At 46.5% G+C, this 22,842-nt stretch carries 21 protein-coding genes; 9 read left to right on the forward strand and 12 right to left on the reverse strand.

Translation table 11 applies throughout. The annotated features are described in order from the left end of the window. The first annotated feature begins 275 nt into the window (after positions 1-275). Positions 276-1,805, forward strand: a complete 1,530-nt coding sequence (locus L4D79_RS11585; RefSeq protein WP_428651575.1) for a hypothetical protein — start codon at positions 276-278, stop codon at positions 1,803-1,805. A 98-nt stretch (positions 1,806-1,903) separates the two neighbouring features. Here L4D79_RS11585 and L4D79_RS11590 read toward each other — a convergent pair whose 3' ends face one another. Further along, positions 1,904-2,818 (reverse strand): LysR substrate-binding domain-containing protein, encoded by a 915-nt coding sequence (locus tag L4D79_RS11590; RefSeq protein ID WP_428651766.1) that lies wholly within the window; start codon positions 2,816-2,818, stop codon positions 1,904-1,906. Between the two features lie 202 nt (positions 2,819-3,020). Between L4D79_RS11590 and L4D79_RS11595 the strand changes: the two genes are divergently transcribed. After that, positions 3,021-4,277, forward strand: coding sequence for a D-amino acid dehydrogenase (locus tag L4D79_RS11595; protein WP_428651577.1), 1,257 nt, complete (start codon positions 3,021-3,023; stop codon positions 4,275-4,277). A gap of 291 nt (positions 4,278-4,568) precedes the next feature. On the opposite strand, the gene L4D79_RS11600 is transcribed toward L4D79_RS11595, so the two are convergent. The 3 genes from L4D79_RS11600 to L4D79_RS11610 all read right to left on the reverse strand — a co-directional run bounded on the left by L4D79_RS11600 (position 4,569) and on the right by L4D79_RS11610 (position 7,458). Beyond that, complete coding sequence (locus L4D79_RS11600; RefSeq protein ID WP_428651580.1) at positions 4,569-4,751, reverse strand: hypothetical protein; 183 nt, start codon at positions 4,749-4,751, stop codon at positions 4,569-4,571. A gap of 174 nt (positions 4,752-4,925) precedes the next feature. Beyond that, positions 4,926-6,017 (reverse strand): agmatine deiminase, encoded by a 1,092-nt coding sequence (gene aguA / locus L4D79_RS11605; protein ID WP_428651583.1) that lies wholly within the window; start codon positions 6,015-6,017, stop codon positions 4,926-4,928. A gap of 16 nt (positions 6,018-6,033) precedes the next feature. Next, complete coding sequence (locus tag L4D79_RS11610; protein ID WP_428651586.1) at positions 6,034-7,458, reverse strand: APC family permease; 1,425 nt, start codon at positions 7,456-7,458, stop codon at positions 6,034-6,036. A 276-nt stretch (positions 7,459-7,734) separates the two neighbouring features. On the opposite strand from L4D79_RS11610, the gene arcC reads away from it, so the two are divergent. The 3 genes from arcC (at position 7,735) to ptcA (ending at position 10,606) form a co-directional block, all read left to right on the forward strand. Continuing rightward, the gene (arcC, locus tag L4D79_RS11615; RefSeq protein ID WP_428651589.1) at positions 7,735-8,649 is read left to right on the forward strand and encodes a carbamate kinase; all 915 of its coding nucleotides are present in this window, start codon (positions 7,735-7,737) and stop codon (positions 8,647-8,649) included. Between the two features lie 8 nt (positions 8,650-8,657). Continuing rightward, a complete protein-coding gene (locus tag L4D79_RS11620; protein ID WP_428651591.1) occupies positions 8,658-9,272 on the forward strand; it encodes a TetR/AcrR family transcriptional regulator in 615 nt (204 codons plus the stop codon). A 287-nt stretch (positions 9,273-9,559) separates the two neighbouring features. Continuing rightward, a complete protein-coding gene (gene ptcA, locus L4D79_RS11625; protein WP_428651593.1) occupies positions 9,560-10,606 on the forward strand; it encodes a putrescine carbamoyltransferase in 1,047 nt (348 codons plus the stop codon). Positions 10,607-10,719: 113 nt separating this feature from the next. Here ptcA and L4D79_RS11630 read toward each other — a convergent pair whose 3' ends face one another. Then, entirely contained in the window at positions 10,720-10,956 is a 237-nt protein-coding gene (locus tag L4D79_RS11630) for a hypothetical protein (RefSeq protein WP_428651596.1), read from the reverse strand. A gap of 3 nt (positions 10,957-10,959) precedes the next feature. Continuing rightward, positions 10,960-11,487, reverse strand: coding sequence for a hypothetical protein (locus L4D79_RS11635; RefSeq protein WP_428651599.1), 528 nt, complete (start codon positions 11,485-11,487; stop codon positions 10,960-10,962). A 1,264-nt stretch (positions 11,488-12,751) separates the two neighbouring features. On the opposite strand from L4D79_RS11635, the gene L4D79_RS11640 reads away from it, so the two are divergent. After that, a complete protein-coding gene (locus L4D79_RS11640) occupies positions 12,752-13,309 on the forward strand; it encodes an NAD/FAD-utilizing enzyme (RefSeq protein ID WP_428651602.1) in 558 nt (185 codons plus the stop codon). A 131-nt stretch (positions 13,310-13,440) separates the two neighbouring features. On the opposite strand, the gene L4D79_RS11645 is transcribed toward L4D79_RS11640, so the two are convergent. Further along, positions 13,441-14,574 (reverse strand): linear amide C-N hydrolase, encoded by a 1,134-nt coding sequence (locus tag L4D79_RS11645; protein ID WP_428651605.1) that lies wholly within the window; start codon positions 14,572-14,574, stop codon positions 13,441-13,443. Positions 14,575-14,873: 299 nt separating this feature from the next. Between L4D79_RS11645 and L4D79_RS11650 the strand changes: the two genes are divergently transcribed. Together L4D79_RS11650 and L4D79_RS11655 are read left to right on the forward strand one after the other, a co-directional pair. Next, positions 14,874-15,578 carry an NAD(P)H-dependent oxidoreductase gene (locus L4D79_RS11650; RefSeq protein WP_428651608.1) on the forward strand — a complete coding sequence of 235 codons (705 nt, stop codon included), beginning with the start codon at positions 14,874-14,876 and terminating at the stop codon, positions 15,576-15,578. 191 nt (positions 15,579-15,769) lie between these two features. After that, positions 15,770-16,948, forward strand: coding sequence for a patatin-like phospholipase family protein (locus L4D79_RS11655; protein WP_428651611.1), 1,179 nt, complete (start codon positions 15,770-15,772; stop codon positions 16,946-16,948). Here the strand turns inward: L4D79_RS11655 and L4D79_RS11660 are convergent. The 5 genes from L4D79_RS11660 to L4D79_RS11680 are packed head-to-tail and all read right to left on the reverse strand — an operon-like array spanning position 16,945 to position 21,521. Then, entirely contained in the window at positions 16,945-17,271 is a 327-nt protein-coding gene (locus L4D79_RS11660; protein ID WP_428651614.1) for a cytochrome C oxidase subunit IV family protein, read from the reverse strand. The two genes, L4D79_RS11655 and L4D79_RS11660, sit on opposite strands and share 4 nt — an antisense overlap. A gap of 25 nt (positions 17,272-17,296) precedes the next feature. Further along, entirely contained in the window at positions 17,297-17,998 is a 702-nt protein-coding gene (locus L4D79_RS11665; protein ID WP_428651617.1) for a heme-copper oxidase subunit III family protein, read from the reverse strand. 15 nt (positions 17,999-18,013) lie between these two features. Beyond that, on the reverse strand, positions 18,014-18,604 hold the full coding sequence (locus L4D79_RS11670) for a cytochrome c oxidase subunit 3 (RefSeq protein ID WP_428651620.1): 591 nt from the start codon (positions 18,602-18,604) through the stop codon (positions 18,014-18,016). Continuing rightward, positions 18,601-20,391, reverse strand: a complete 1,791-nt coding sequence (gene ctaD / locus L4D79_RS11675) for a cytochrome c oxidase subunit I (RefSeq protein WP_428651623.1) — start codon at positions 20,389-20,391, stop codon at positions 18,601-18,603. Before ctaD ends, L4D79_RS11670 begins: the two co-directional genes overlap by 4 nt. Next, complete coding sequence (locus L4D79_RS11680) at positions 20,391-21,521, reverse strand: cytochrome c oxidase subunit II (RefSeq protein WP_428651626.1); 1,131 nt, start codon at positions 21,519-21,521, stop codon at positions 20,391-20,393. The genes ctaD and L4D79_RS11680 overlap by 1 nt, the downstream gene beginning before the upstream one ends. A 322-nt stretch (positions 21,522-21,843) precedes the next feature. Here L4D79_RS11680 and L4D79_RS11685 point away from each other — a divergent pair, with 322 nt between their 5' ends. Next, positions 21,844-22,758 carry a DUF808 domain-containing protein gene (locus L4D79_RS11685; RefSeq protein WP_428651629.1) on the forward strand — a complete coding sequence of 305 codons (915 nt, stop codon included), beginning with the start codon at positions 21,844-21,846 and terminating at the stop codon, positions 22,756-22,758. The last annotated feature ends 84 nt before the right edge of the window (positions 22,759-22,842 follow it).

Consider the following 22,842-nt stretch of genomic DNA (forward strand, 5'->3'; position numbering starts at 1 on the left):
TGATTAAGAATAATATCGAACAGGGTGTAGTTTCATATAAATAAAACCTAACCATTTTTAGTGAAATCGTAACGATTGAATTGCACTGTAACATTTTTGACATAGTGATAAACGCTCTAGTTATTACACAATATAGCGAGGCTCCGGACGTAAGTTCGGTGCCTTTTTTTTTGAGCGACTTTTTTAAGTGCAATGTTCAATGAGCAAGCAAGGATGCTTACTGGTAAATAAGTTTAATTATCGCTTATTTATGGGCGGTTTTATTTGGAGTTTTGATGGAAAACTTATCCTATCTAGTGGCTTTCAATCACTTGTTTTTCTCCATGGTAGCTGTGGTTATCATGGTTTTACTCGCTCGTACCGTTGTTGCGGGCACTAAGTACTCAGCAGTATTGATGATCGTCGTCTTCGGTCTGCTAATGGGTACGCTATTTGTGGAAAGTGGGCTTGCTCAACCTGGTTTGAGTGATTTCCCGGTTATTGTGTTGCTGGGGCAGACCACAGTGATTGCGCTGATTGCGTCATTCTTTGTTGGTGGCCAGGAAATCCGTCGCTTGTTGCTGAAGCAATTGGGCAGTGTTGAAAGCTTGGTTGAACCGGGTAAACATGAAGTGTTTGTTGGTACCACGAGTACTCAATTGGTCTATGTGATCCGTGCTTTTGTACTGCTTATGAGTATCGAAATGGTCTCTGCGCTGATTTCTGGTCGCAGTGGCTCTCACCCGCTTGGTGAGTCATACATGGCGCTAGCCTACGTAGGCATGACGATCTCTCTGATCCTGATCGATAGCAAAGCGAAAATTGCCAACAAGCGTAATTACCTGATGCGCGGTGTGATTGAAGTTATCGCCATTATTGCGGTGTTGATCCTTTCGCTCCGTATTTCGCAATGGGTATCGGGCTTTATCGGCCTGCCACAGATTTTCTTTGCGATGGTACTGTCTTCAGGCCTAGGTATGGCTATGCCTAAGTGGAAACTGGGCCCAACAATGAACGCGCTACTATTTGCTGGTATTCCTGTAGTACTAACCGGTAGCTTCCTTGTCGGTGGTTCGCACATGATGGAAGCGTTCAGCATCCCTGGTCTACAAAGCGTGATTGTATACGGTTTTGCGGGCCAGATGTTCTGGATGTTTGGTGGCCTGGCAATCCTTATCTTCCTGGCAAAAGCAAACCATGTTCGTAACTTAGCACCAGGTATGGCTGGCGGCCTGTCACACTCCGGCTTGACCGGCGCATGTACGGCTGGTGATCTCGGTGCAACCGCTGCAGGTCGCGCCCCAATCATGATTAACGTGCCTTTCCTTGGCCATATCTTCGTATTTACCATTCTGGCAGCAAGTGCAGAAAGCGGCGTTCTTCTGGTGCGATGGGTGCTACCTCTTGTTCTTGTTGGTCTGGGCTGTGTTTACCTAGCAACTAAGAACCTGCGTAAGGCAGATGGCAACAACGAGATGGAAATCAAAGGCTTGATGCAGTTCTCATTCGGCTGGCAGATCACCGCAGTATTCGGCAGCTTTACCATCCTGCACTTTGCTGGCATGCCAATCGAAAACGCGTCTATGGCAGCGGCATCTGGCCTGTCTCACTTTGGTTTGTTTGCAGCCACTCAGGGCGGTATGTTTGGTGCGGAAGCGGCTAGCATGATCACCTTTATCTTTGCGACCCCATTCCTGGTTCACCCGCTGGTATTTGGCCTGTTTGGTAAAGCGGCAGAAAACAATGGCCCGATGGCGAGCAAAGCGGTAATGGCTGTATTTATCATCGGTACTCTGGGCGTGCTCTTCTCAGCATTCTCAGTATAAAAACGCTAGTTACCTAGTCGCTTTTACCTTAACTAAGTCACCGCCTGCAGCTCTAAAATTCGAGCTACAGACGGTGGCTTTTTTGTTTCTGCAGTTTCTTATTGGTTGTGTCGTTTTGAGATGGTTTGACTCAACCACTGACAAAAGCACTCAACAGCGGTTGTACTGTGCTGACGGTAAAGGAAATAGCCTGCCTGAGCCTTGATAGGTGGGTAAGGGGCAACTAGCCGGTTTTGTTCAATTTCATTACCTAATAATGCTTGCCGGGCAAGGGCGACGCCTAGCCCAGCTTCTGCTGCAGCCATTGCCATATCGGTGCGGTTGAAGTAATGCCCTTGCGGCGAATGGGAAAGCTTTAGCCCCATTGAATCAAACCAGCCCTGCCATTCCTGATCTTTCTGAGCTCCCTGCCATGGCATCGCATCGTGTAGCAAAGTGACGTCTTGCCATATGTTTTCTGATTGCCAATTGAAGTTGCTGTAATACATCGGGCTCATGACTGGGACAAGGTGCTCTTCAAGCAACAGTTCACCGTCGTTGGTATTACCGCCGCTGGTATCACCGCCGAACTGGCAGTAATCAATGACCAAATCCACGTCATCACACCGATGATCAACCAGCGCACCATCGGCGAAGGTTTGTACCTTAAGCTCGGGGTACTGGCTGTTGAAGTCATGGAGTTTTGGCACCAACCACTTGAAGGCAAAAGACGGCGTCAGTTTGAGCCTGATCTCCGAACTGGTTTCCGGTGTCTTTAGCTCTGCTAATGTTTGCCTGATTTGATGGAGACTCAGATCAACCACTTCAAATAATTGCCTGCCATCGTCTGTTAATGTTAGTCCCCGTGAATGACGGAGAAACAAGGTGAGATCAAGCCGCAGCTCTAACTGTTTGATCTGCTGGCTTAACGCGCCAGTAGTGAGGTGCAGCTCTTGTGCCGCTTTGGTCAGGCTTTGATGCTTGGCGACAACGGCGAAGGTTGCCAGGCCGGCAAATGTACTTGCTCTCACAATAATCCTCGAACGGGTTAAACCTCGAAATGGCTTTACGGGACTGAACACAGTTTGTGTTTAGTATTTCTAAATGCAGCCCTTAAATAATATCGATTGTTAGCAGAATGTAAATGATGGATTCTTGCTCGCACAATAATGCGTTGTTAATCCAGGTTGTCTGGATGATTTGATTTGATTGATTTGCTTTGATTTGAGGGTTCAGATGGAAGTTATTGTATTGGGGAGTGGTGTGGTTGGTTTGACGTCGGCATGGTATTTACGCCAAGCCGGCCATGATGTCACTGTAATCGATCGCCAACCGCGCAGTGCCGAGGAGACCAGTTTTGCCAATGCAGGGCAGATCTCTTACGGCTATTCATCGCCTTGGGCTGCTCCGGGCATTCCGGTCAAAGCCATGAAGTGGCTGTTGCAGGAACACGCACCGTTGAAAATCAAGCCCTCGGTCTCGCCAGAGTTATACCTCTGGGCCAGCAAGATGTTGGCAAACTGCAATACCGCCCGTTATCAGGTAAATAAGTCCCGTATGCTGCGTATCGCCAACTACAGTCGGGAGTGCCTGAAGCAACTGCGTAACGACCTTGATTTGAACTATGAAGGGCGGCAACAGGGCACGTTGCAGGTGTTCCGTACTGATAAGCAGTTAGAAGCGGTAGCAAAAGATATAGAGCTATTGGCTGAAAGCGGCACTCGTTATCAGGAACTCGATGTCGCCGGCTGTATTGCTGCAGAGCCCGCGTTGGCATCGGTGCAAGAAAAGCTGGTGGGAGGATTGCGCCTACCGGATGATGAAACAGGGGACTGTTACCTGTTTTGCCAACAGCTCACCACTTTCGCCGAGCAAGCGGGGGTTAAATTTCTGTTTGATACCGACGTGTCCCGATTAGAGGTGGACAATAATCGCATTTCCTCTGTACATACCTGCCATGGTGAGATCAAGGCCGATGCCTTTGTGGTGGCGATGGGCAGCTATTCGCCCCAGATTTTATCTCAAGCTGGTATTGTTGTACCTGTTTATCCGGTGAAGGGCTACTCCCTGACGATGCCGGTCAAAAATGGTGATGCCGCGCCCATTTCTACCGTGATGGACGAAACGTACAAGGTGGCTATGACGCGATTTAATGACCGAATTAGAGTTGCGGGTACCGCTGAGCTTGCTGGGTTTGACTTGGGTTTGGCTGAAAAACGCAAGGCAACCATTGCCATGGTGATTCAGGATTTGTTCCCACAAGGTGGCGAGATAGAGAACGCCGAGTACTGGACTGGTCTGCGACCGATGACGCCAGATGGTACCCCGGTGATAGGTAAAACACCGATCAAGAACCTGTTCACCAACTCCGGTCACGGTACCCTAGGCTGGACCATGGCATGCGGGTCGGGCAAGTTACTGGCAGACATTGTCAGTAACACAGAGACCGATATCGACACGCACGGGTTGGATGTCTACCGCTATATCAATTAAGCCTTTTGATAGAGCAAAACTATAGAGGCTGTCGGCGACTACTCTTTGTTTTTGTCTTTATTGCGGTTCATGAACTTTTCGATGAAACGTATAGCAATGAAGCAGGTCGCTCCTGCGAGCAATAATATCCAATAAATTTGATCGGATATATCCATAGGTTCCTCCATGAAACTGTTCAGGTGTTTATTCAGTATAACCTAACGGATTTCTGTATAAAGGCTCGCGAGAGTTCAGGGAGGCGCTGAAGTTGGGAGCCGCTTTAAAAAGCGGCTTCATTCAGTGTACTGCTTGTTAGCAGTTACCTTTTTTTGCTTGGCCTGGTGGGCAGAAGCTACCGTTTCCGTGGCTGTGGTGATCATCTTTAGTTGATGCCTTGATGTTCACGCCGTCAACTTCCCCTTCAATGTGGGTCAGTTGGCAGCCGGTTAAGGTTACAGATGCAAATAGAGCCAGAAGCAAAGTGATTTTTTTCATCTTTTAAACTGCAATGGTAAGGGACAAAATCAAGGTGCGAAATGTACGATTTTTATGCACGTGTTGTGTCAGGGAAGTGTCAGTGAAAAGTCAGTTTGAAAGGGAAGAAAAGCGAACCTTGGTTTAAAGGCTCGCTTTTAATTGGTTAAATAAGTAACGATTTCAATTTTTCAATTAGATAGAAGGAACTTGCTGGGTAATACAGTGAATGTTCCCTCCGCCTAGTAGAATTTCTCGCGCATCAACTCCAGTGATCTTGTATCCCGGATAAAGGTCGTTGAGTAAATCTTCTACTTCTGAATCGAGCTTATCATCCAGTAACGGGTACACGATCTGGTCATTGGTCACCAGATAGTTAGCATAAGAGCCAGCCAGACGTTCACCCGGAGTACGCTCCATCCCATCAGAGACATCGACACCATTAGCTTCATCTTCTGATATGAATAAAGGCCCCGGCATAGGTAATTTGTGTACTTTTATCTTACGACCCTTCGCGTCAGTTTGTGTCTCAAGTATGTCTAAAGCATGGCGAGAGATTTCATATTGTGGGTCAGCTTTATCCTCACACCAAGTCAGTACTACTTCACCGGGACGAACAACGTGAATAAGGTTGTCGACATGGCCGTTGGTCTCGTCATTGTAGAGACCATTTGGGATCCAGATAACCTTCTCCACAGAGAGGTAATCATAAAGCACTTGCTCTATCTCCTCTTTGGATAAATCTGGATTTCGGCTAGGGTGGAGCAGGCACTCTTCTGTGGTATAGAGGGTTCCTTCGCCATCAACATGAATGGAACCCCCTTCGAGAACAATGGGGGCACGGTAGCTGGCATCACCGTGAAACTCGCAAACCTTTTGTGCGACTGCGTCGTCTTTATTCCATGGGAAGTAAAGTCCATCAACCAATCCTCCCCACGCGTTGAAATGCCAATCTACGCCGCGCCTATGCCCCTCGCTATTGATGACATAGGAAGGGCCAATGTCCCTCATCCACGAATCATCGGTGCTCATTTCGACTAATCGAATGTTATCCGGCAGCATCTGACGTGCGTTTTCAAATTGCTGGGCACTGACCACCATATTCACCGGGGTTGATTGAGAAATGGCTTCGGCGACGTTGACGAACGTTGTTTGTGCGGGTTTTCCGCCAAAGCGCCAATTATCAGTACGCTCTGGCCAGGCCATCCACACAGCGGCTTGGGGCTCGTGTTCGCCGGGCATTCTGAAACCATCTTGTCTTGGTGTTGAATCAATTCGTTTGCTCATGGCTAAACATCCTATCTTAATGGCTATGAGAAGGTTGCTGGTTTGGTTGTTCTGTTTGTTGTGCATTCTTTTTAACGACGGCGAGTTTCAATAAGTATTCGCCGATTCCCACGGTCAGAATGACCCCGATAAGGACTGGTGCGCTGTATGTCCAGTTGACGGTCATATCGATCAGCTCAGGGAAGATAAAGAGGATCACGGCCTGGGCGATGACAACAAAACAGATGATACTTAATGCCCACTGTACGCCTAGTCCACCCGGTACACGGAAAGGGCGTTCTGTGTCTGGATCACTGATACGCAGCTTCAGGTATGAAGGGAACATAAACAGATAAGGAAGAAGGAAAATGCAACTTGAGAAAGCAAAGACCGACCAGAAAAGGTCATCACTGGTTTGGGCAAACACGGCATACGCCAGAATAACCACAGTCGAAAGAATACCGGTGATGTTGTTAGCGCCCACTGGGGTATCGTGCTTTTCAGACATTTTGGCGACAGCTTCAGGCAGTTCACCCTCGTTCGCCGCTTCTGCTGCCGCTCGGCTAGCACCCATAGTCCAGGTCACCATGTTGCCGATAAAGGTTAACAATGCCATAGTGCCAATCAGGTAAACCATCCCTGTTCCGAATGCGCCAGTACCAAAGAGCTTGCGCAGTGTGTCAACAATACCAGCAACCAAGCCAATATCCTGTACCGGTAGAGCCATTAAAATGCCCACAGTGCCAAAAACATACAGGAAGGCTGTGATCGCAGCAGCAAGGAAGATGGATTTTGGCATGTCACGTACATCTTTCATTTCCTTGGTCATGGTTGCGACCAGTTCAAAGCCCATCAGGTTAAATACCAGAGCAGGCAGGAAAGCGACCCCAGTGTCGAGGCTGGGCATCATTGCCGAAAGGGAGAATTCGTTTGCGACACCATGCTTGGCAGCGTAGAAGAAGCCACCGAAGCCAAGTACGGAAATAACAGTGACTTTAAGGATTGCCCCGATGTTAGTGACCCATACGCCAACATCCACCGAAACATTGCAGATCCAGATGGTGAGCCAAGTTAACGCAATACAGATAGCGATTTGCCACATAAGAGAAAGGCCTGGGAAAAAGAGCTCGGCAAACATTCCGGCGAACATGATGTAGACCGCAGGCATCCATAGCCCTACGTTTATCCAGTAAAACCATGTGGTTCTAACCGCCCATTTGTAGCCAAACGCTTTTTTTACCCAGTCGTAAATACCACCATCGCCCGGATAGGTGGTGCCCAGTTCAGAAGTGATTAATCCATAGGGGATGACAAATACAATAAGGGTGACTAACCACCAACCAATAGCACTCACACCAATAGAGGCAGAGGCTGTTAAGGTATCGACGACAATAACAGCACATAGGCTAAAGAGGGCAAGACTGCCGACCCCCATCTTTCCGCCTGAGGTTTGTGTTTCCATAATGATATCTCCGTGATTGTTACACGTTATTTATGCTTGATGTCTGATTTATATTTCACGGAATAAATCTTATGCTGAAGGTGCGTAGATATTCGTTATTAGAATCACTTATCGGACATCATTAATATATGAAGGTCAAAGTCGTGACTGCGACCATAATTAAAAGCTGTCAATACCACTTGCTGGATAAAATTGATTCTAATCAAATAATGATATTTATCATTGACGCTAAATTAACTAGCAGTTTCTTGTTGATAGATAAGGTGGGCAAGCAGTATGACAAGTGAAAAACCAATAATCGTGGTCGCTGTTGGTGGAAATGCACTTCTGCAACGTGGCGAATTAATGAGTTATGAGAACCAAGCCAGTAATATAGATATTGCATCGAAAGCGTTAGCTCAACTAAGTGAAAATTATCGGGTTGTTGTTGTTCATGGTAATGGACCACAAGTCGGTTTACTTGCGCTGCAAAATTTAGCTTATACCGATGCGCCACCTTATCCGCTTGATGTATTGGGCGCAGAAACCCAGGGCATGATTGGATATATGATGGCTCAGAGCATGAAGAAATATATCCGAAATGGCCATGTGAGTACCGTTGTGACACAAATATCAGTAGATAAAAACGATCCTGCCTTTAGTGATCCAAATAAATTCATAGGGCCGGTTTACGATAAACACACGGCGCAAGCCAAGGCTGAGCAATATGGCTGGAAAATTAAGCCTGATGGAGACTACTGGCGCCGCGTTGTCCCCTCACCATTCCCACAGGGAATTATTGAAATTGATAGTATACGCACATTACTCGATGCGGGTCATACAGTAATATGTTGCGGTGGTGGTGGCTGCCCGGTGATTGAGAATGAGGGTGAAATTAGTGGCGTTGAGGCTGTTATAGACAAAGACTTTTCTGCGGCTGTGCTGGCCAAGCAATTGAGTGCAAAGCATTTTCTTATTTTGACCGATGGTGATTATGTTTGCGTGGATTGGGGCAAGCCAACAGAGCAGCCACTTTATGATGTAACGGTTGAGCAGCTACAGCAATATACCTTTGCTGCAGGTTCTATGGCGCCAAAAGTTGAGGCATGTTGTGACTTTGCGTCTCAAACGTCAGGGATTGGGCATATTGGTTCACTCCATAAGGCCTCAGATATCATGGCAGGCCATTCTGGTACACATATACACGGATAGGTTATTCAATGCGAAAAGAGTCGACAGAGAAGAGACTTGAAAGGATCCATTCAGCGGCAATTCGTCTAGCATCACAGAGGGAGGTGAATTCAATTTCAATTTATGATGTTGCCAAAGAAGCGGCTATTGCGGCATCAACGGTTTACCATCATTACCCGAATATCGAGTCTTTGATTTGTGAGTTAATGACCCAGGTTTTCGATGATTTTGAAAGGGTATTAGACGACGCGATAGTGGCTGAAAACGTTCATCATTGGTCTGATATTAACAGAATGATAGAACAGAGCTTTGTCGATTATTATCGTTTGGCTCCTTTGGCGCAGCACACTTTATTAGGGCAGCATACTTATTCCTCAGTCAGACAGGCTGATGCGCAAAATGATCTTTTATTGGGAAAAAAAGTAGAAAACATCTACCGGCAATATTTCGCTCTTCCTGAATTGCCTAGTGATGTCAATATTTTTGCAATTGCCTTACAGGTTGCAGATAAGGTTTACTCGATGAATTATCGAGAAAATGGTGATATTGCACCAGAAATGGCACGAGAAGCTATTGTGATCACTGAAGCTTATTTAGGAACGTATTTACCTAAACAATTACCTCGAGTAGTGATACTAAACTGATTATGTAAATTGAATGCTAGTCTTGGTTAAAACCTGCTGTAGCCTTTGCTATGGCGGGTTTTTTTGTCTGAATGACGTATTAAAATTGGATATCGAAAAGCAATATGATTTATATTTAGTCGATGTGACATGCGTCAATATAGTTATTCAAGTGGAAATAACTATACCGATTAGTGATTCTAATTTCAGAATCGTTTTTCTTTTTTCTGGATACTGAATTCAACCAAGCAATACACCACGGTGTTATTGCTGGATGAATAAATTAACTCTGGTAAAAGGATACGAAAATGAGACTTCCATCTTCTAGTGCAACTGAACTGACTAAACCTAACCTGCGCCATTTTCTTAAAACACAGGATTTTACCAAACAAGAGCTTGAAGAGATTCTAGAGCTGATGGCGATGCTGAAGCAAGCACGCCGAGATAACGCCGTTCCTCAGCTATTTAAAGGCAAATCCGTTGCGATGATTTTTGAGCAACCTTCAACTCGAACGCGTGTGTCTTTTGAAACTGCAGCGACAATTCTGGGCGGTCATGCATTATTCCTATCACCAAAGGATATCCACTTAGGGGCTAAAGAGTCACTAGAAGACACTGGCCGTGTGCTATCTCGCATGGTAGATGTCATTATGGCGCGCGTTGATGAGCACGATACTGTCGCAGGGCTTGCAAAAAATGCCAGTGTTCCTGTTATTAATGGACTGTGTGATTGGCTACATCCAACCCAGATCATGGCTGATTTGTTTACCATGAAGGAGCACCTTCCTGAAGGCAAAGCACTGAGTGATTTGACGGTAGCGTTCGTGGGCGATGCGACCAATGTGGCGTCTTCTTTGATGTTCGCTTGCACCAAGTTTGGTATGACCTTCAAGCATATTTGCCCTGAGCGCTTCAAGGCACCTCAGAAGTGGGTTGATATTGCTTTGGACAACTGTGAAACCTCGGGTGGCAAGTTGGTTATTACTGACAACACCGATGAAGTGGCTGGTTGCGACATTATTGTCGCAGATAGCTTCTACTGGTTCGGTCAGGAAGAAGAGAAAGAGATTCGTCTTTCAACCTTCATCCCTGAGTATGTGGTGACAGAAGACATGATGGCTAAGGCTGGGCCTAACTCAATGTTCATGCATTGCTTGCCAGCCAATGACCAGCGAGAGTGTACCCGTGGCGTGATGGAGGCGGATAACTCATTGATCTTTGATGAGGCTGAAAACCGACTAACAGCACAGATGGCACTGTTGGTGTATTTCACACACAAAGATATGAAGATCCCAACCCCTGAGGTTGAAGCCGCTCATAAAGATAAGATCGATAGCTTCCTCTCTGCGCTATAGAGTCCAGCTATTATTGAAAACAGCCCGGTGAGTTAATCGGGCTGTTTGTTTAATGAAGAAACTCGCTTTTAAAGTCAGATTGGAAACGATATGCATTACTTTTCTTGAGCTGATTAAATGTTCAAAAAATCAGCCACTTGATCCAACTCGTCAAGAGTAATGCATTCAATATGGACAAAGTTGTCGCCTTTCTCATCCAAATTGAATATCGCTTGGTACCTACCATCGATGGCAATCACCTTCATTGATACGGCTCGGATAGTCGCGCCTAACCCAGATTCATGAAGGATGGTGAAATTCTTATCACCGTGTGAAATAACAAGGGTTTCGTTTTCTAGTTTAATAAACATGTTCTATCCACTAAAAATTTCATCATCGGTTAACACTAACAAGATATCGGAGTAGGCTTGGCCTTCGCCCCATAGGTCACAATTATTGGTGACTAACTCTTCATGATTCACAATTTCTTTAATTGAGCGAGTCAGCCGGTTATAGCGGTAAACGTATAATCCACGCTCTAAGATATAACTCGCGGTATCCGTCCAGTATTGTCGGCCTAGAAGCGTGTTGTGGTTATCGCTTGCGATAAGGTTGTACCTATCCAACAGGTACTCCAGCAAGACCTGGTCGGTCATTGCACCAAACATGCCCTGATGCCGGTATTTACTACTTTTCCAAACATGCATACGGATCGACGGTTTTTCATTAAGAGCAACATCATCCAGGAGGGTACAAGTTAAGTGAAAGGCGACCTCATCATATTGATGGTCAAACTGAACAATGAGAAACTGCTTCTGACTGATATCAATACGCTGAAATTCACTACCAACAATTATGTTCGGTCTAACTACGTTATTAATTGACATCTGATTCATATTCATCAGTTGTCTATATCGATTTTTGTTTTTTAGCTCGATGTTAAGATATTGATGGTCGCGAGCCACTATGTCGTTATAAATACAGTTTCTTGGCATGGTTTAACCTAAATTTGTAGGGAGACGGGGGTAATAATGATCCAAATGACTAACAGAGTGCGCATTGTTCGCGTGATTTTGCCTTGCCTTTAATGAATGCAAATCGGCCAAAAACAAAGGCTAAAGTGAGTAATATTGGACTTAAGCCATAGTAATAACCGCCGACAAGAAGCATAACGCGGCAAATCATGGTAATTAATAGGGTTAGATTGTGATATTTTACTCGTATACGGTGTTAGTTTTTAGTAAAGCATTTTTATGAAGTTAAGAAATATCAAGCGTGTAATCCAATATCTGCATTACTAGCTTGTATGATTTGAAATAACGACAAGCTGTTTATATTTATAATAATCGATTCTATCTTTGGCAGTGAAAGCTACTGGGTATCATGAATGTTCTATACCTCAGTTAAACTCTTTTGCTGCCATCTAGCTTAACTCTGCTGGGTCTGGGTCTGGGTCTGGGTCTGGGTCTGGTTCTGTGCTATCGCCGCCCTCATTTTGGCCGCCTGGGATCTTGTCATTCTCGGGTTTACCGCCCTTTGGTTACGGTTATGCTTCCGCGTGAGTGTTGTAGATGTCAGGATTAGGCTTGGTTTTTGGTTCATTCTCTTTCTCCGGCTATACGCCATATATTTATTGTGTGTTACTCATAGTTTTCAATCCTTTATTTTATGCACCCTCCATTCGCCCGAACAATTGAGCAATATGTTGAGTCTATTTCCATTTAATAATCGTGTCAGAAATGTTTATATAAATGACAACATGTTTGAATAAGACGAGTTTATCGATATAACCAAAACCTTGTCCAGATCTTTGAATGCTTACTTTATCTGTTTGTCTGTTTTCTGACCTGGAAAATATTATTTACTATTTTTCAAGATTTGTGAGCTTATTTGTTCATGCTGCTTGATTGTTTGTTCCTAATGCAGCGATAGGTAGAACCTCTCAAAGAGGTAAAAGTGGGTAGGATTTGTTTTTCTATCATGATTCTGTTTTATAGTTCTTGTAATTAATTGCTTTGTTTATAACTTTTTTAATGTAGGCGTTCTACAACTCGCTCTGTAATTTGTCATTCTTTTTATCAATTCTCCCTTAATACCGTCACGGCTGTGAAAGATGTATTAAAATTTAATAACAAACCCGTCGAATCTAAATGTCAGGAGGCCATCATGGTTCGGGTCTTTTACATTAGCGATGACTTAGACGACCTAGAGCTGGTGGAATACGAGCTAGAGTTGAGTGGACTCGGCCCGTCTCAAATCCATGTGCTCACCGACAATGATGCCGAGGTTGCCAGCCATCAACATCTCCATCCCGTCAAATCGTTTATGCGCAATGACGTTATCCACTCCACTGAAATTGGAGCTGTCATTGGGGTTGTGGTTGCAGCTGTTGTTCTTTTCTTTGCTTATGCCTCTGGGGTAGTTGATAGCGTCGGCTGGTTACCGTTTATTATGCTGGCTATCGTTATGTTGGGCTTTATTACTTGGGAAGGGGGGTTATTTGGTTTCCAAGAGCTCCATTATCAGTTCCGGCGCTTTAAGCAGGTGCTCAACTCTGGCCGTCATGTACTGATGGTGGATGTTGAACCCGAGCAAGAAATCATGCTGGCCAACGTAACACTGGCCCACGATAAACTGGAACCGGCCGGCACGGGTAAAGCGCCCCCACGTTGGTTAGTTGCTTTCCAGAACCGCTGGGATCGGATGATGCATACCTTACCTTAAGGGTAAATTACCCAATGTACGATAAAGAAAGCCGACATACTTTTTACTCCATACCCACAAGTGCCGGCTTTCCTATGATAGGTATAGAAATCTCATCCAGTAATGAGGATTTTCAATATAAGTCGAGAGGTTTAGGCCAGATCAAACTCACTCCGGAAATGTGAGTTAGATGCGTGTTGGTTGACTCGGGCAAACGGGTCTGTGGTGGCTTCGAGTTTTTCATTAATTAAACCATCATAAGAATGATTGCTAAATTTACCGTTGGCGAAATTAACTAAGTCGATTTTGGCGACTGTGTGATTGTGATTCAAGTTGGCTAAATCAACCCAACAAGCGCCTGTTGTGCGTGCATTGCAGAAGTAATATTTCAGCTCATTGTGGCTGGATAACGTTGACCAGAGTGTGGGTGCGATATTAGGGTGGCTGTCTGTACCGAAATCAAAGCCAATTGGCACTGAGGCGTTCATAATCACGGATTTAGATTGTGCTAAAGATTCTGCCATCGTGGTGGGCATTTTTAAGTGGTGCATGTTGAAGTAAGCACGTTCAAAACGGTCGGTAGGAAATGGTCCCCCGGGGATTGTATGGCTCGGGAAAGGGTTATTTTCACTCCATTGCCAGCGCCAATATTGATTGATTCGAAGTTGCTCGCTGTAGCTAGGCTCATTGGTCATCACTTGAAATGACGGACTCAGATGGACCTGAAATTTACCGTCGACAACTTCAATAATGGCTGAGTCGCCAATGATATCTGACACAGATAAATGCAGTGAGGCTTGTTTATCTGAGGCTGGAACCTTAGAGCCCACAAGCTCAATGTCACTGCTTTCGTTGAATTTCTCGACCACTTTTTTTACTGAGCAGCAGGTATCCAAGACATATTGTACCCACCGTAACACATCGAGTCTTTTATAAGGCTGGCCTTGGGTTTCTTGCCGTTCATACTGTGCATTGCTGTCGTACAATACATTAGCGACTAACCCGACAGAGTTCATGCCGTCTGAGGCGCCAAAATGGCCTGCTTCATTTTCTGCTCCGACAACCTTTTCAGCTCCAACAACCTTTTCTTCTCCAGCAACAATAGTAACAACGCTGTCATAGAGTGAAGTCCATGTGAGTGTATTTGGGTTAAGGTTGCTTTCGCCGGATTTATCTAGGCCATTTGTGAATGTGTAGAGCGATGTCGGTAATTGTGTTGCCCAGTCCATGTTTCTTGCTGTTGTTAGATAGTCATTATTCTGGTTGTTAAAAATACGAGTACACATGATATATCCCTATTAGTTAAACCGGCTTTAAAACCAATTGCCAGTAAATGATTGGGCAATTGATAGTTAACTTAACTATTAAACACACTGTGATTATTGAGTATTACAGGGCATTACAGGGGAGGATTGGCTGGAGTATTATGGATTAAGCGGTCCATAGTTATTGGTTTGAAGTGCCCTTTTTCTCTTTCGATAAAAGTATCAAACTGCATTTCATCAAACATCAGGCTACCTTGGTAGCTACTGCATAGTTTGGCGTGAGAAATATTGTCCATAACGAAGTGAAATAGGGCTAGTACATGAAAGATATCAAACAAACCAATGGTGTTCAGGCGCAGATCCTAGAAGCATTCAATTCTCGTCATGCAACAAAAGTGTTTGATCCTACTCGAAAGATCAGCGATGACGAATTCAATACCATTTTGGAAGCGGCACGTTTGTCACCTAGCTCATTTGGCTTTGAGCCATGGCAGCTCCTCGTCGTGCAGTCACCTGAGAAACGCGAACTGTTCCGTGAATTTAGCTGGGGTGCCAATGGCGCATTCAATGGCACCGCAGGCCAGTTGGGCACAGCGAGCCACTTTGTGATCTTCCTTGCTCATACGGATGCCACCATGAAGCACAATTCGGAGTACCAGCAGCAACACATGCGTGAAGTGAAGAAGTTGCCCGAAGAAGTGATTGGTTTTATCAACGGTGCATTTCAGAAATTCCAAGAGCATGATTTCCACATTGAAGGTAAACAGCAGATAACTGAATGGTCAGCGCGTCAGGCTTATATTGCGCTAGGCAATGTGATGACATCTGCCGCATTGCTGGGTATCGATTCTTGCCCTATTGAAGGCTTTGAGATGGACAAAACCGTCGGTGTTTTGGAAGAGCACTTTGGTATTGATCCTAATGTCTATCAACCCGCGGTGATGGTCGCGTTGGGTTACCGAGAAGATGAGCCTCCGTTTGCCAAGACACGGCGTGAGATGGATCAGGTCGTTGCTTGGTTCTAAATCTATTTAGATTGGTTAATACAGCTTCGCCAAAGTAATGACTTTGGCGGGTTTTTCTCTTCAGAGACTTTACAGGATTTCTATACTCATCACTATATTCAGCCAACCGACAGCTATTACCCATACAATACAGTCGTCATTATTAGGCAATGCACTGTTATGTTATGTTATGGGGATTGTGGGGGTATAGGGTGCGAAGCTGGAAAAGTTTACTTTTGGTTGTATTTCTATCGGCATGCAGTAGCACTGAGCGTAGTGCTGACCCCGTAACCTACACCATGATGCCCTTGTCTTTTGAAGAAATTCGAATGTGGGATGAATTTAATCCAGAAGGGTTAAATTCCATGATCCAAACTAATACTGAAAGCTGGATTGAGGAGCACCAAGATAGGCAAAGCCTTAACTACTTGGCTTTATCTGGAGGCGGGTTTAATGGTGCCTTTTCTGCTGGTATTTTAACGGCGTGGACTGAACAAGGCGATAGGCCGCAGTTTGATGTGGTAACCGGTATTTCGACTGGCGCAATTGTTTCGGTGTTTGCGTTTCTCGGCAGTGACTATGACGATGTGCTCACTGAGCTGTATACGGAGACCGAGTTTAGCGATCTCTTTCATTTTAGAAATATTTTCACTCTTTTTCGTTACCAGTCTTTGCTTGATATTTCTCCGTTTGAGCAAAAAGTCCAGCAAGTCGTAACCGATGAATTAGTTGCTGAAATTGCTAAGCAGAGCAAACATGGCCGGCAGTTGATTATAGGTACGGCCAATATCGACAATCAGCGTCTTGCCTTATGGAATATAGGCAGGATAGCGGAGTATGGTACTCCGCAAGCAACCGCATTGATCCAAGAGTTGATCATTGCCAGCAGTTCCGTCCCGGGCGCTTTTCCGGCAAGAAAAATTGAATTTAATCATAATGGTCAACAATTCGATGAGCTACATGTCGACGGTGGGGTGGTACGCCAGGTCTTCTTTGCCCCGCCGTGGGTTGATCTGCGTGACGTGAACGTTGAACAGAACCTCTACGTAATTCGAAACGGCAATCTGAAGTCGGAGTTTCAACCGGTCTCTTATCGGTTGAGCCGCATTAGCGAAAGGGCGATCAGTACCCTAATGCTCAATCAGGGGATCGGCGATGTTGAGCATATCTACCACAACGCCCGCCAGCAGGGTATACATTTCAACTTAGCCTATATTGATGAAGACTTTCAGGCTCAGGAAGAGCTTTCACCTTACAGCGGAGAGTTTATGACAGAGCTATTTGACTACAGTTATAAAAAGATGTGGGAGGGACAGGCTTGGCAACCCGTCCCACCGTCATTGCCTGAGTTTTACCGCAACGAAGCAAATGAAGTGTCGACCGACAATTAACTAAAGAATATTTCCCTGAGAGAAAAGATATAGCCCGCTTCGCTGGCCATTAAGGCAATAAGTACCAAGAGTACGAGCGGGGGGAGGAAGATGGTGCAGACCAATGCCATTCGCTCCCACAGCATATGCATGAAAATACTGGCGATTAGGCCCGCTTTTAAAGCCATAAAGAGCAAGATTAAACTCCAGCGTAATAGCCCTTCTAACTGGAAGTAATCCACCATATAAGACAAGGCACTCAGGACAAACAGGAGTAACCAGATCCCTAAATAAAGGCTGATGGGGTGTTTTTGCTGTGTTTTACTTTTCGTTGAACTAGTCATATGCGTGCCTTCCTACAGGAGATAGCTACCAGAGATAGAAAAACGCAAAGATGAAGACCCAAACAAGGTCGACGAAGTGCCAGTACAAGCCAGCAATTTCGACGATCTCGTAATTTCCCTGTGATTGATTGCCCCCTCGGCGTTCATAATCCCCCCGCCAAACCTTCCATGCCACAATGAGTAGATAGATCACGCCAACGGTAACGTGTAAGCCATGGAAGCCGGTGATCATGAAAAAGCAGGCTCCAAACTGGGCAGCACCGGCTTCATTCCCCCAAGGCCTAAAGCCATCTTCTATCAGCTTGGTCCACTCAAATGCCTGCATGCCGACAAAGCTAAGGCCAAATAAAGCCGTGATTAGCATTAACAATGCGGTAGCCCCGCGCTTTTGTTGATAGCCGCAGTTAACCGCCATAGCCATGGTGCCGCTGCTGGTTATGAGGATAAATGTCATGATTGCAATCAGCACCAGAGGGATAGATTGTCCCGCGATGGTCAGGGCAAAAACATCACTGGGAATTGGCCAAGGCTCGGTAGTGGTCATTCTGACTGCCATGTAGCCGACCAGAAAACAACCAAAGACGAAGATATCGCTGAGCAAGAATATCCACATCATGGTTTTGTTGGATGAAACACTGAATACCGCTTTGTCGGCAGAGTAGTCATTAACTATCGATGCCCACGCGTGGTGGGTCGGATGGTCATCGGTATAAATAGAGCGAGGCATAGGAATAACCTCCCATTACGTCAATCGGAGAAGGCCGAGTAAAAACAGCCAGACGAATAGCAAAAAATGCCAGTAGCGGGTACAAAGCCGCAGTGCGGGATAGAGCTGGTTGTGGTGACCGCTACTCGCATGGAACACCACCCAGCTCAGGGCAATGAGTCCGCCGAGCACGTGAAGACCGTGTAGCCCGGTTAATAAATAGAAAAAGCTTGCTGCCGGATTCGCTCCGACACCCACGTTGGCAGCCAGTAGTGCTTGCCATGCCCACAGTTGGCTAAAGACAAACCCGAGGGTAAAAGCGACAGACCAAAGGAGCAGGGTATGGCTGGCACGCAATGACGGCAGCAGTGCTGATTTACGATAGCACAGGTGCATGGTGACACAGCTCATCACCAGCATCACCGTACTGACCGCAAGTTGCCAGGGCTCGTTGATCGCCTGCCAGTCGGGCAATGCCATCCTGATCCGGTATGCAACGGTAAACAGGAAAAAAAACATAGTGATCACCGCAATAAGTAGCCATACCGCTGTGGATGTTGGTGCTTGGCGTTGGCTGGCATAGCGAGCATCAGGATCTTGGGTGAGCGTTTGAAATGATTTGTTCATGAGCGCTCCTTATTGGCCTTTGCTGTCGATTCACTGCCACTCCCTCCTGGTGAATCTGGCGCAGGCTCTTGTACCGATGCGGGAGGCTGTGTTTGCGGAATGAAGTCTTTGTCATGGCCGGGTACGCTGAAATCATAGGCCCAGCGATAAACCACAGGGAGTGCTTCGCCCCAGTTACCGTGCTTAGGTGGTGTATCGGGGGTGAACCACTCCAGCGAAGTGGCTTGCCATGGGTTGCTGTCGGCGACTTTGCCAAATTTCCAGCTCCAGAACAGGTTGATCAGGAAGATGATCTGGGCTGCCCCGACCACCAAGGCCGCAATGGTGATGAAGGCATTCATGGACTGTGCTGACTCGGGAATAAAGCTGTAGTCATCCCAGTTGTAATAGCGTCTGGGCATACCGAGGATCCCGAGGTAATGCATAGGGAAATAAATCGCGTAGGTGCCAAGGAAGGTGATCCAAAAATGGATATGGCCCATGGTTTGGTTCATCATTTTGCCTGTGACTTTCGGATACCAATGATATATCCCGCCGAAAATAACCAAGATAGGTGAGACCCCCATAACCATGTGGAAGTGCGCAACCACAAAGTAGGTATCGGAAAGCGGGATGTCGACGATCACATTGCCAAGGAACAAACCGGTTAGCCCGCCTATGATGAAGCTGCTCATAAAGGCGATAGCGAAAAGCATTGGTAGGGTGAGGTGGATATCGCCGCGCCAGAGGGTAAATAGCCAGTTGTAGACCTTGATTGCCGTCGGCACCGCAATCACTAAGGTGGTGGTGGCAAAGAAGAAACCAAAGTAGGGGTTCATGCCACTGACATACATGTGGTGGGCCCAAACAATAAAGCTCAATGCAGCGATGCCCAAGATGGCCCAGACCATCATCTTGTAGCCGAAGATGTTCTTGCGGGCATGGATGCTGATCAAATCCGAGACAATCCCGAATGCGGGCAAGGCAACGATATACACTTCGGGATGACCAAAGAACCAGAACAAGTGCTGGAACAGGATCGGGCTACCCCCATCATAGCCAGCTTGCTGCCCCATGGAATAAATCGCAGGCATGAAGAAACTTGAACCGAGCAGTTTATCGAACAGCATCATAATCGCGCTGACCAATAAAGCAGGGAAGGCCAGCAGAGCCATAGCTGAAGCGGTGAAGATCCCCCACACCGTTAGCGGCATCCTGAGCAGGGTCATGCCCTCTGTGCGGGCCTGCAGTACCGTGGTGACATAGTTCAACCCGCCCATGGTCGCGGCGACGATGAACACTGCCAGTGATAGCAGCATCAGCACGATGCCCCAGTCAGTTCCCGGGGTGCCGGGCATGATGGCTTGTGGGGGATAAAGGGTCCAGCCAGCTCCGGTCGGTCCTCCGGTCACGAAAAAGCTCGCGATTAAGATCAATGAGGCCAGTAGGTAGAACCAGTAACTGAGCATATTGAGGTAGGGAAAGACCATGTCCCGTGCCCCGACCATCAAGGGGATAAGGTAGTTACCAAACCCGCCAAGGAACAAGGCGGTAAGCAGGTACACTACCATGATCATGCCGTGCAAGGTCATTGACTGGTAGTAGAGGTTGACGTCAATGAAGTCGAACTTACCGGGAAAGCCAAGTTGAAGCCGCATTATCCAAGAAAGCACCAAGGCAATCATCCCCATCGCAATAGCTGTGAGTGTATATTGGATGGCGATGACCTTGTGGTCTTGGCTCCAGACATATTTGGTCCAGAAGGATTGCGGGGGTTTCTTAACAGCATAGGGGCTGGTTTCGAACATTATTCGGCTCCCTCGTTATTGGCTCCGGCGGAAACAGCTTTTATATACGCGATAATGGCGTCTACTTCCTGATCGCTAAATTGATAAACCGGCATGATGGCTGGATAGCCTTTTACTATTTCAGCGTTAGCGTTGAGGATAGCGACTTTGAGGTATTCATCGTCAACGAGCACTTCCGTGTCATCAGACATAATTTCGGTTTTACCATATAGCCCGAGCCAAGTTGGGCCCACGCCGGGTTTGCCATCGATACTGTGGCACCCGATGCAACCATTCACTTCAGAGAGTGTTTTGCCATGCTCGACAGGATCGGTGATAGGCTGATCTGTTTCTGATGCTGGTTGTTGGGTTTGGGCAAAGGTGGGCTGTTTAGCAAGCCAGCGGCCAAACTGGGCATCATCTTCAACAACGACTCTGCCACGCATATTGAAGTGGCCAACGCCGCAGAGCTCTGCGCACAAGATATCGAAGGTACCCCGCCTGGTTGGAGTCAACCAAAAATGGGTGACGGTGCCGGGCACCATATCCATCTTTGCGCGAAATTGCGGGACGTTGAAATCATGCAGGACATCTTTGGATCTGAGCAAGAATTTATAGGGGGAGTAGAGGGGTAAATGTAACTCTGGGCTCAATATAATTTTATCGTCATCAGAGGCCGGATCATCCGGGTCCAGACCTAACGGGTTGGTCGGGCTAATAAAACGGACATTCGATCTACCGAGCTGGTTGTCCTCACCGGGAAAACGAAAGCTCCATTTCCACTGCTCGCCGACCACTTCGACTTCTTTAGCATCATCGGGTACAGCAACGAACTTGCCGTATACCACCAACCCCGGCGCTAACAGGCCGATAATCGCAACCGTCGTTAAACCAATTAACCAGGCTTCAAGCCGTTTGTTATCTGGTTGGTAAGTGGACTTATGCCCTTTACGGTGGCGGTACTTGATCACGAACCAGGCGATCATCAAATTAATAACAATGAAAAACGCGCCAGTGATCACCAGGGTCAGGTTAAGGGCACCATCTATTTCGCCCCAATTGGATGACGCTGGGGTTAGCCACCATGGACTAAGAAAATGAAAGGCAATGGATGCCACAACCATCACTATCAACACAATGGCAATTGCCATGAGCTCGTCACCTCGCAATAGGTACGCTAGCTTCCGTGATAATGAAATGTGACTGAAAAAGAATTCCCAAAGTAACGGTTTGTTTAGCTACCGCTGAATAATATCTATCTCGCCAAGGGGCTGATTAATGGTAATATCTTGTTACATTCTAGCGGGGGATCCTCGATGCCGCGAGATCTTCAATGAAATTCTTGAATAGATGCTGTCTATTGAATGCTGTTTTGCGGTGGCTAGAACCCATGAATCTTCACTACAGTTATAGCCAAGTAACTTCAAGGTGCTTGGATATCATTCAGTACATTAAAAGAGAAAGAGGTGCTTAGTGGCCGGAGCAAGTTTGTTAACCCTGTTGGATGATATTGCCACAGTACTCGACGATGTTGCGGTAATGAGCAAAGTGGCTGCCCGAAAAACCGCAGGGGTTCTGGGGGATGACTTGGCATTGAATGCCCAGCAGGTGTCTGGTGTTCGTGCAGAGCGCGAAATCCCTGTGGTTTGGGCCGTTGCCAAGGGTTCTTTTCGCAATAAGCTGATTTTGGTGCCGGCAGCCCTATTGATCAGCGCATTTGCCCCTTGGTTAATCACTCCGATGCTGTTGATTGGCGGTTTGTTCCTTTGCTTTGAAGGATTCGAGAAAGTCGTAGAGAAGATGTTTCATCCAGCTAGGCCCAAGGATACCGACGAACTTGAGCTGAAGGATGCCGCTGAAGATCTTGTCGAGTTCGAGAAACAGAAAATTCAGGGGGCGATTCGAACCGACTTTATCTTGTCGGCTGAGATTATTGTTATCGCGCTTGGAACGGTGCAAGAAGCCGCTATGTTGACTCAAGTGCTGGTGGTCAGTGTCATTGCCTTGTTGATGACCATTGGTGTGTATGGTTTGGTAGCGGGTATCGTAAAACTGGATGACGCAGGCTTGTACCTTGCCCGAACCAGTGATCCGGGTACATTGAAGCGAGGGTTTGGTGAGAGCTTGATAACAGCGGCTCCCTACTTGATGAAGTTCCTTGCTGTCGTCGGCACCATTGCTATGTTCTTGGTTGGCGGTGGCATTGTGGTGCACAGCATGCCTCATTCCCACATATTGATCGATCATCTCACTCAGCAAGCCTCAGTTGTTCCCGGTGGCGCTTTGATGCTTCCAGCATTTGTGAATGCCGCCATTGGCTTGTTCAGTGGGGCCGCGGTGCTGTTTGTGGTGACCGTGTACCGAAGAGTCAGGGATGCACTAGCGTGATGAAGTAGCAAAAAGCCGCCGTAATCGATAAGAGTACGGCGGCTTTTCTGTTGCTTATATAAAAATCAGTGCTTGTTTCTGTCG

It is taken from the genome of Photobacterium satsumensis, assembly GCF_050336935.1.
GTDB lineage: Bacteria > Pseudomonadota > Gammaproteobacteria > Enterobacterales > Vibrionaceae > Photobacterium > Photobacterium satsumensis.

What these genes read in the sequence shown, in the direction of transcription:
- L4D79_RS11640 (WP_428651602.1), top strand. Translation starts at nt 12,752, where the DNA reads ATGGTTCGGGTCTTTTACATTAGCGATGACTTAGACGACCTAGAGCTG.
- arcC (WP_428651589.1), top strand. Translation starts at nt 7,735, where the DNA reads ATGACAAGTGAAAAACCAATAATCGTGGTCGCTGTTGGTGGAAATGCA.
- L4D79_RS11630 (WP_428651596.1), bottom strand. Translation starts at nt 10,956, where the DNA reads ATGTTTATTAAACTAGAAAACGAAACCCTTGTTATTTCACACGGTGAT.
- L4D79_RS11670 (WP_428651620.1), bottom strand. Translation starts at nt 18,604, where the DNA reads ATGAACAAATCATTTCAAACGCTCACCCAAGATCCTGATGCTCGCTAT.
- L4D79_RS11650 (WP_428651608.1), top strand. Translation starts at nt 14,874, where the DNA reads ATGAAAGATATCAAACAAACCAATGGTGTTCAGGCGCAGATCCTAGAA.
- L4D79_RS11600 (WP_428651580.1), bottom strand. Translation starts at nt 4,751, where the DNA reads ATGAAAAAAATCACTTTGCTTCTGGCTCTATTTGCATCTGTAACCTTA.
- L4D79_RS11610 (WP_428651586.1), bottom strand. Translation starts at nt 7,458, where the DNA reads ATGGAAACACAAACCTCAGGCGGAAAGATGGGGGTCGGCAGTCTTGCC.
- L4D79_RS11645 (WP_428651605.1), bottom strand. Translation starts at nt 14,574, where the DNA reads ATGTGTACTCGTATTTTTAACAACCAGAATAATGACTATCTAACAACA.
- ctaD (WP_428651623.1), bottom strand. Translation starts at nt 20,391, where the DNA reads ATGTTCGAAACCAGCCCCTATGCTGTTAAGAAACCCCCGCAATCCTTC.
- L4D79_RS11660 (WP_428651614.1), bottom strand. Translation starts at nt 17,271, where the DNA reads ATGACTAGTTCAACGAAAAGTAAAACACAGCAAAAACACCCCATCAGC.
- L4D79_RS11635 (WP_428651599.1), bottom strand. Translation starts at nt 11,487, where the DNA reads ATGAATATGAATCAGATGTCAATTAATAACGTAGTTAGACCGAACATA.
- L4D79_RS11665 (WP_428651617.1), bottom strand. Translation starts at nt 17,998, where the DNA reads ATGCCTCGCTCTATTTATACCGATGACCATCCGACCCACCACGCGTGG.
- L4D79_RS11585 (WP_428651575.1), top strand. Translation starts at nt 276, where the DNA reads ATGGAAAACTTATCCTATCTAGTGGCTTTCAATCACTTGTTTTTCTCC.
- L4D79_RS11680 (WP_428651626.1), bottom strand. Translation starts at nt 21,521, where the DNA reads ATGGCAATTGCCATTGTGTTGATAGTGATGGTTGTGGCATCCATTGCC.
- aguA (WP_428651583.1), bottom strand. Translation starts at nt 6,017, where the DNA reads ATGAGCAAACGAATTGATTCAACACCAAGACAAGATGGTTTCAGAATG.
- L4D79_RS11595 (WP_428651577.1), top strand. Translation starts at nt 3,021, where the DNA reads ATGGAAGTTATTGTATTGGGGAGTGGTGTGGTTGGTTTGACGTCGGCA.
- ptcA (WP_428651593.1), top strand. Translation starts at nt 9,560, where the DNA reads ATGAGACTTCCATCTTCTAGTGCAACTGAACTGACTAAACCTAACCTG.
- L4D79_RS11620 (WP_428651591.1), top strand. Translation starts at nt 8,658, where the DNA reads ATGCGAAAAGAGTCGACAGAGAAGAGACTTGAAAGGATCCATTCAGCG.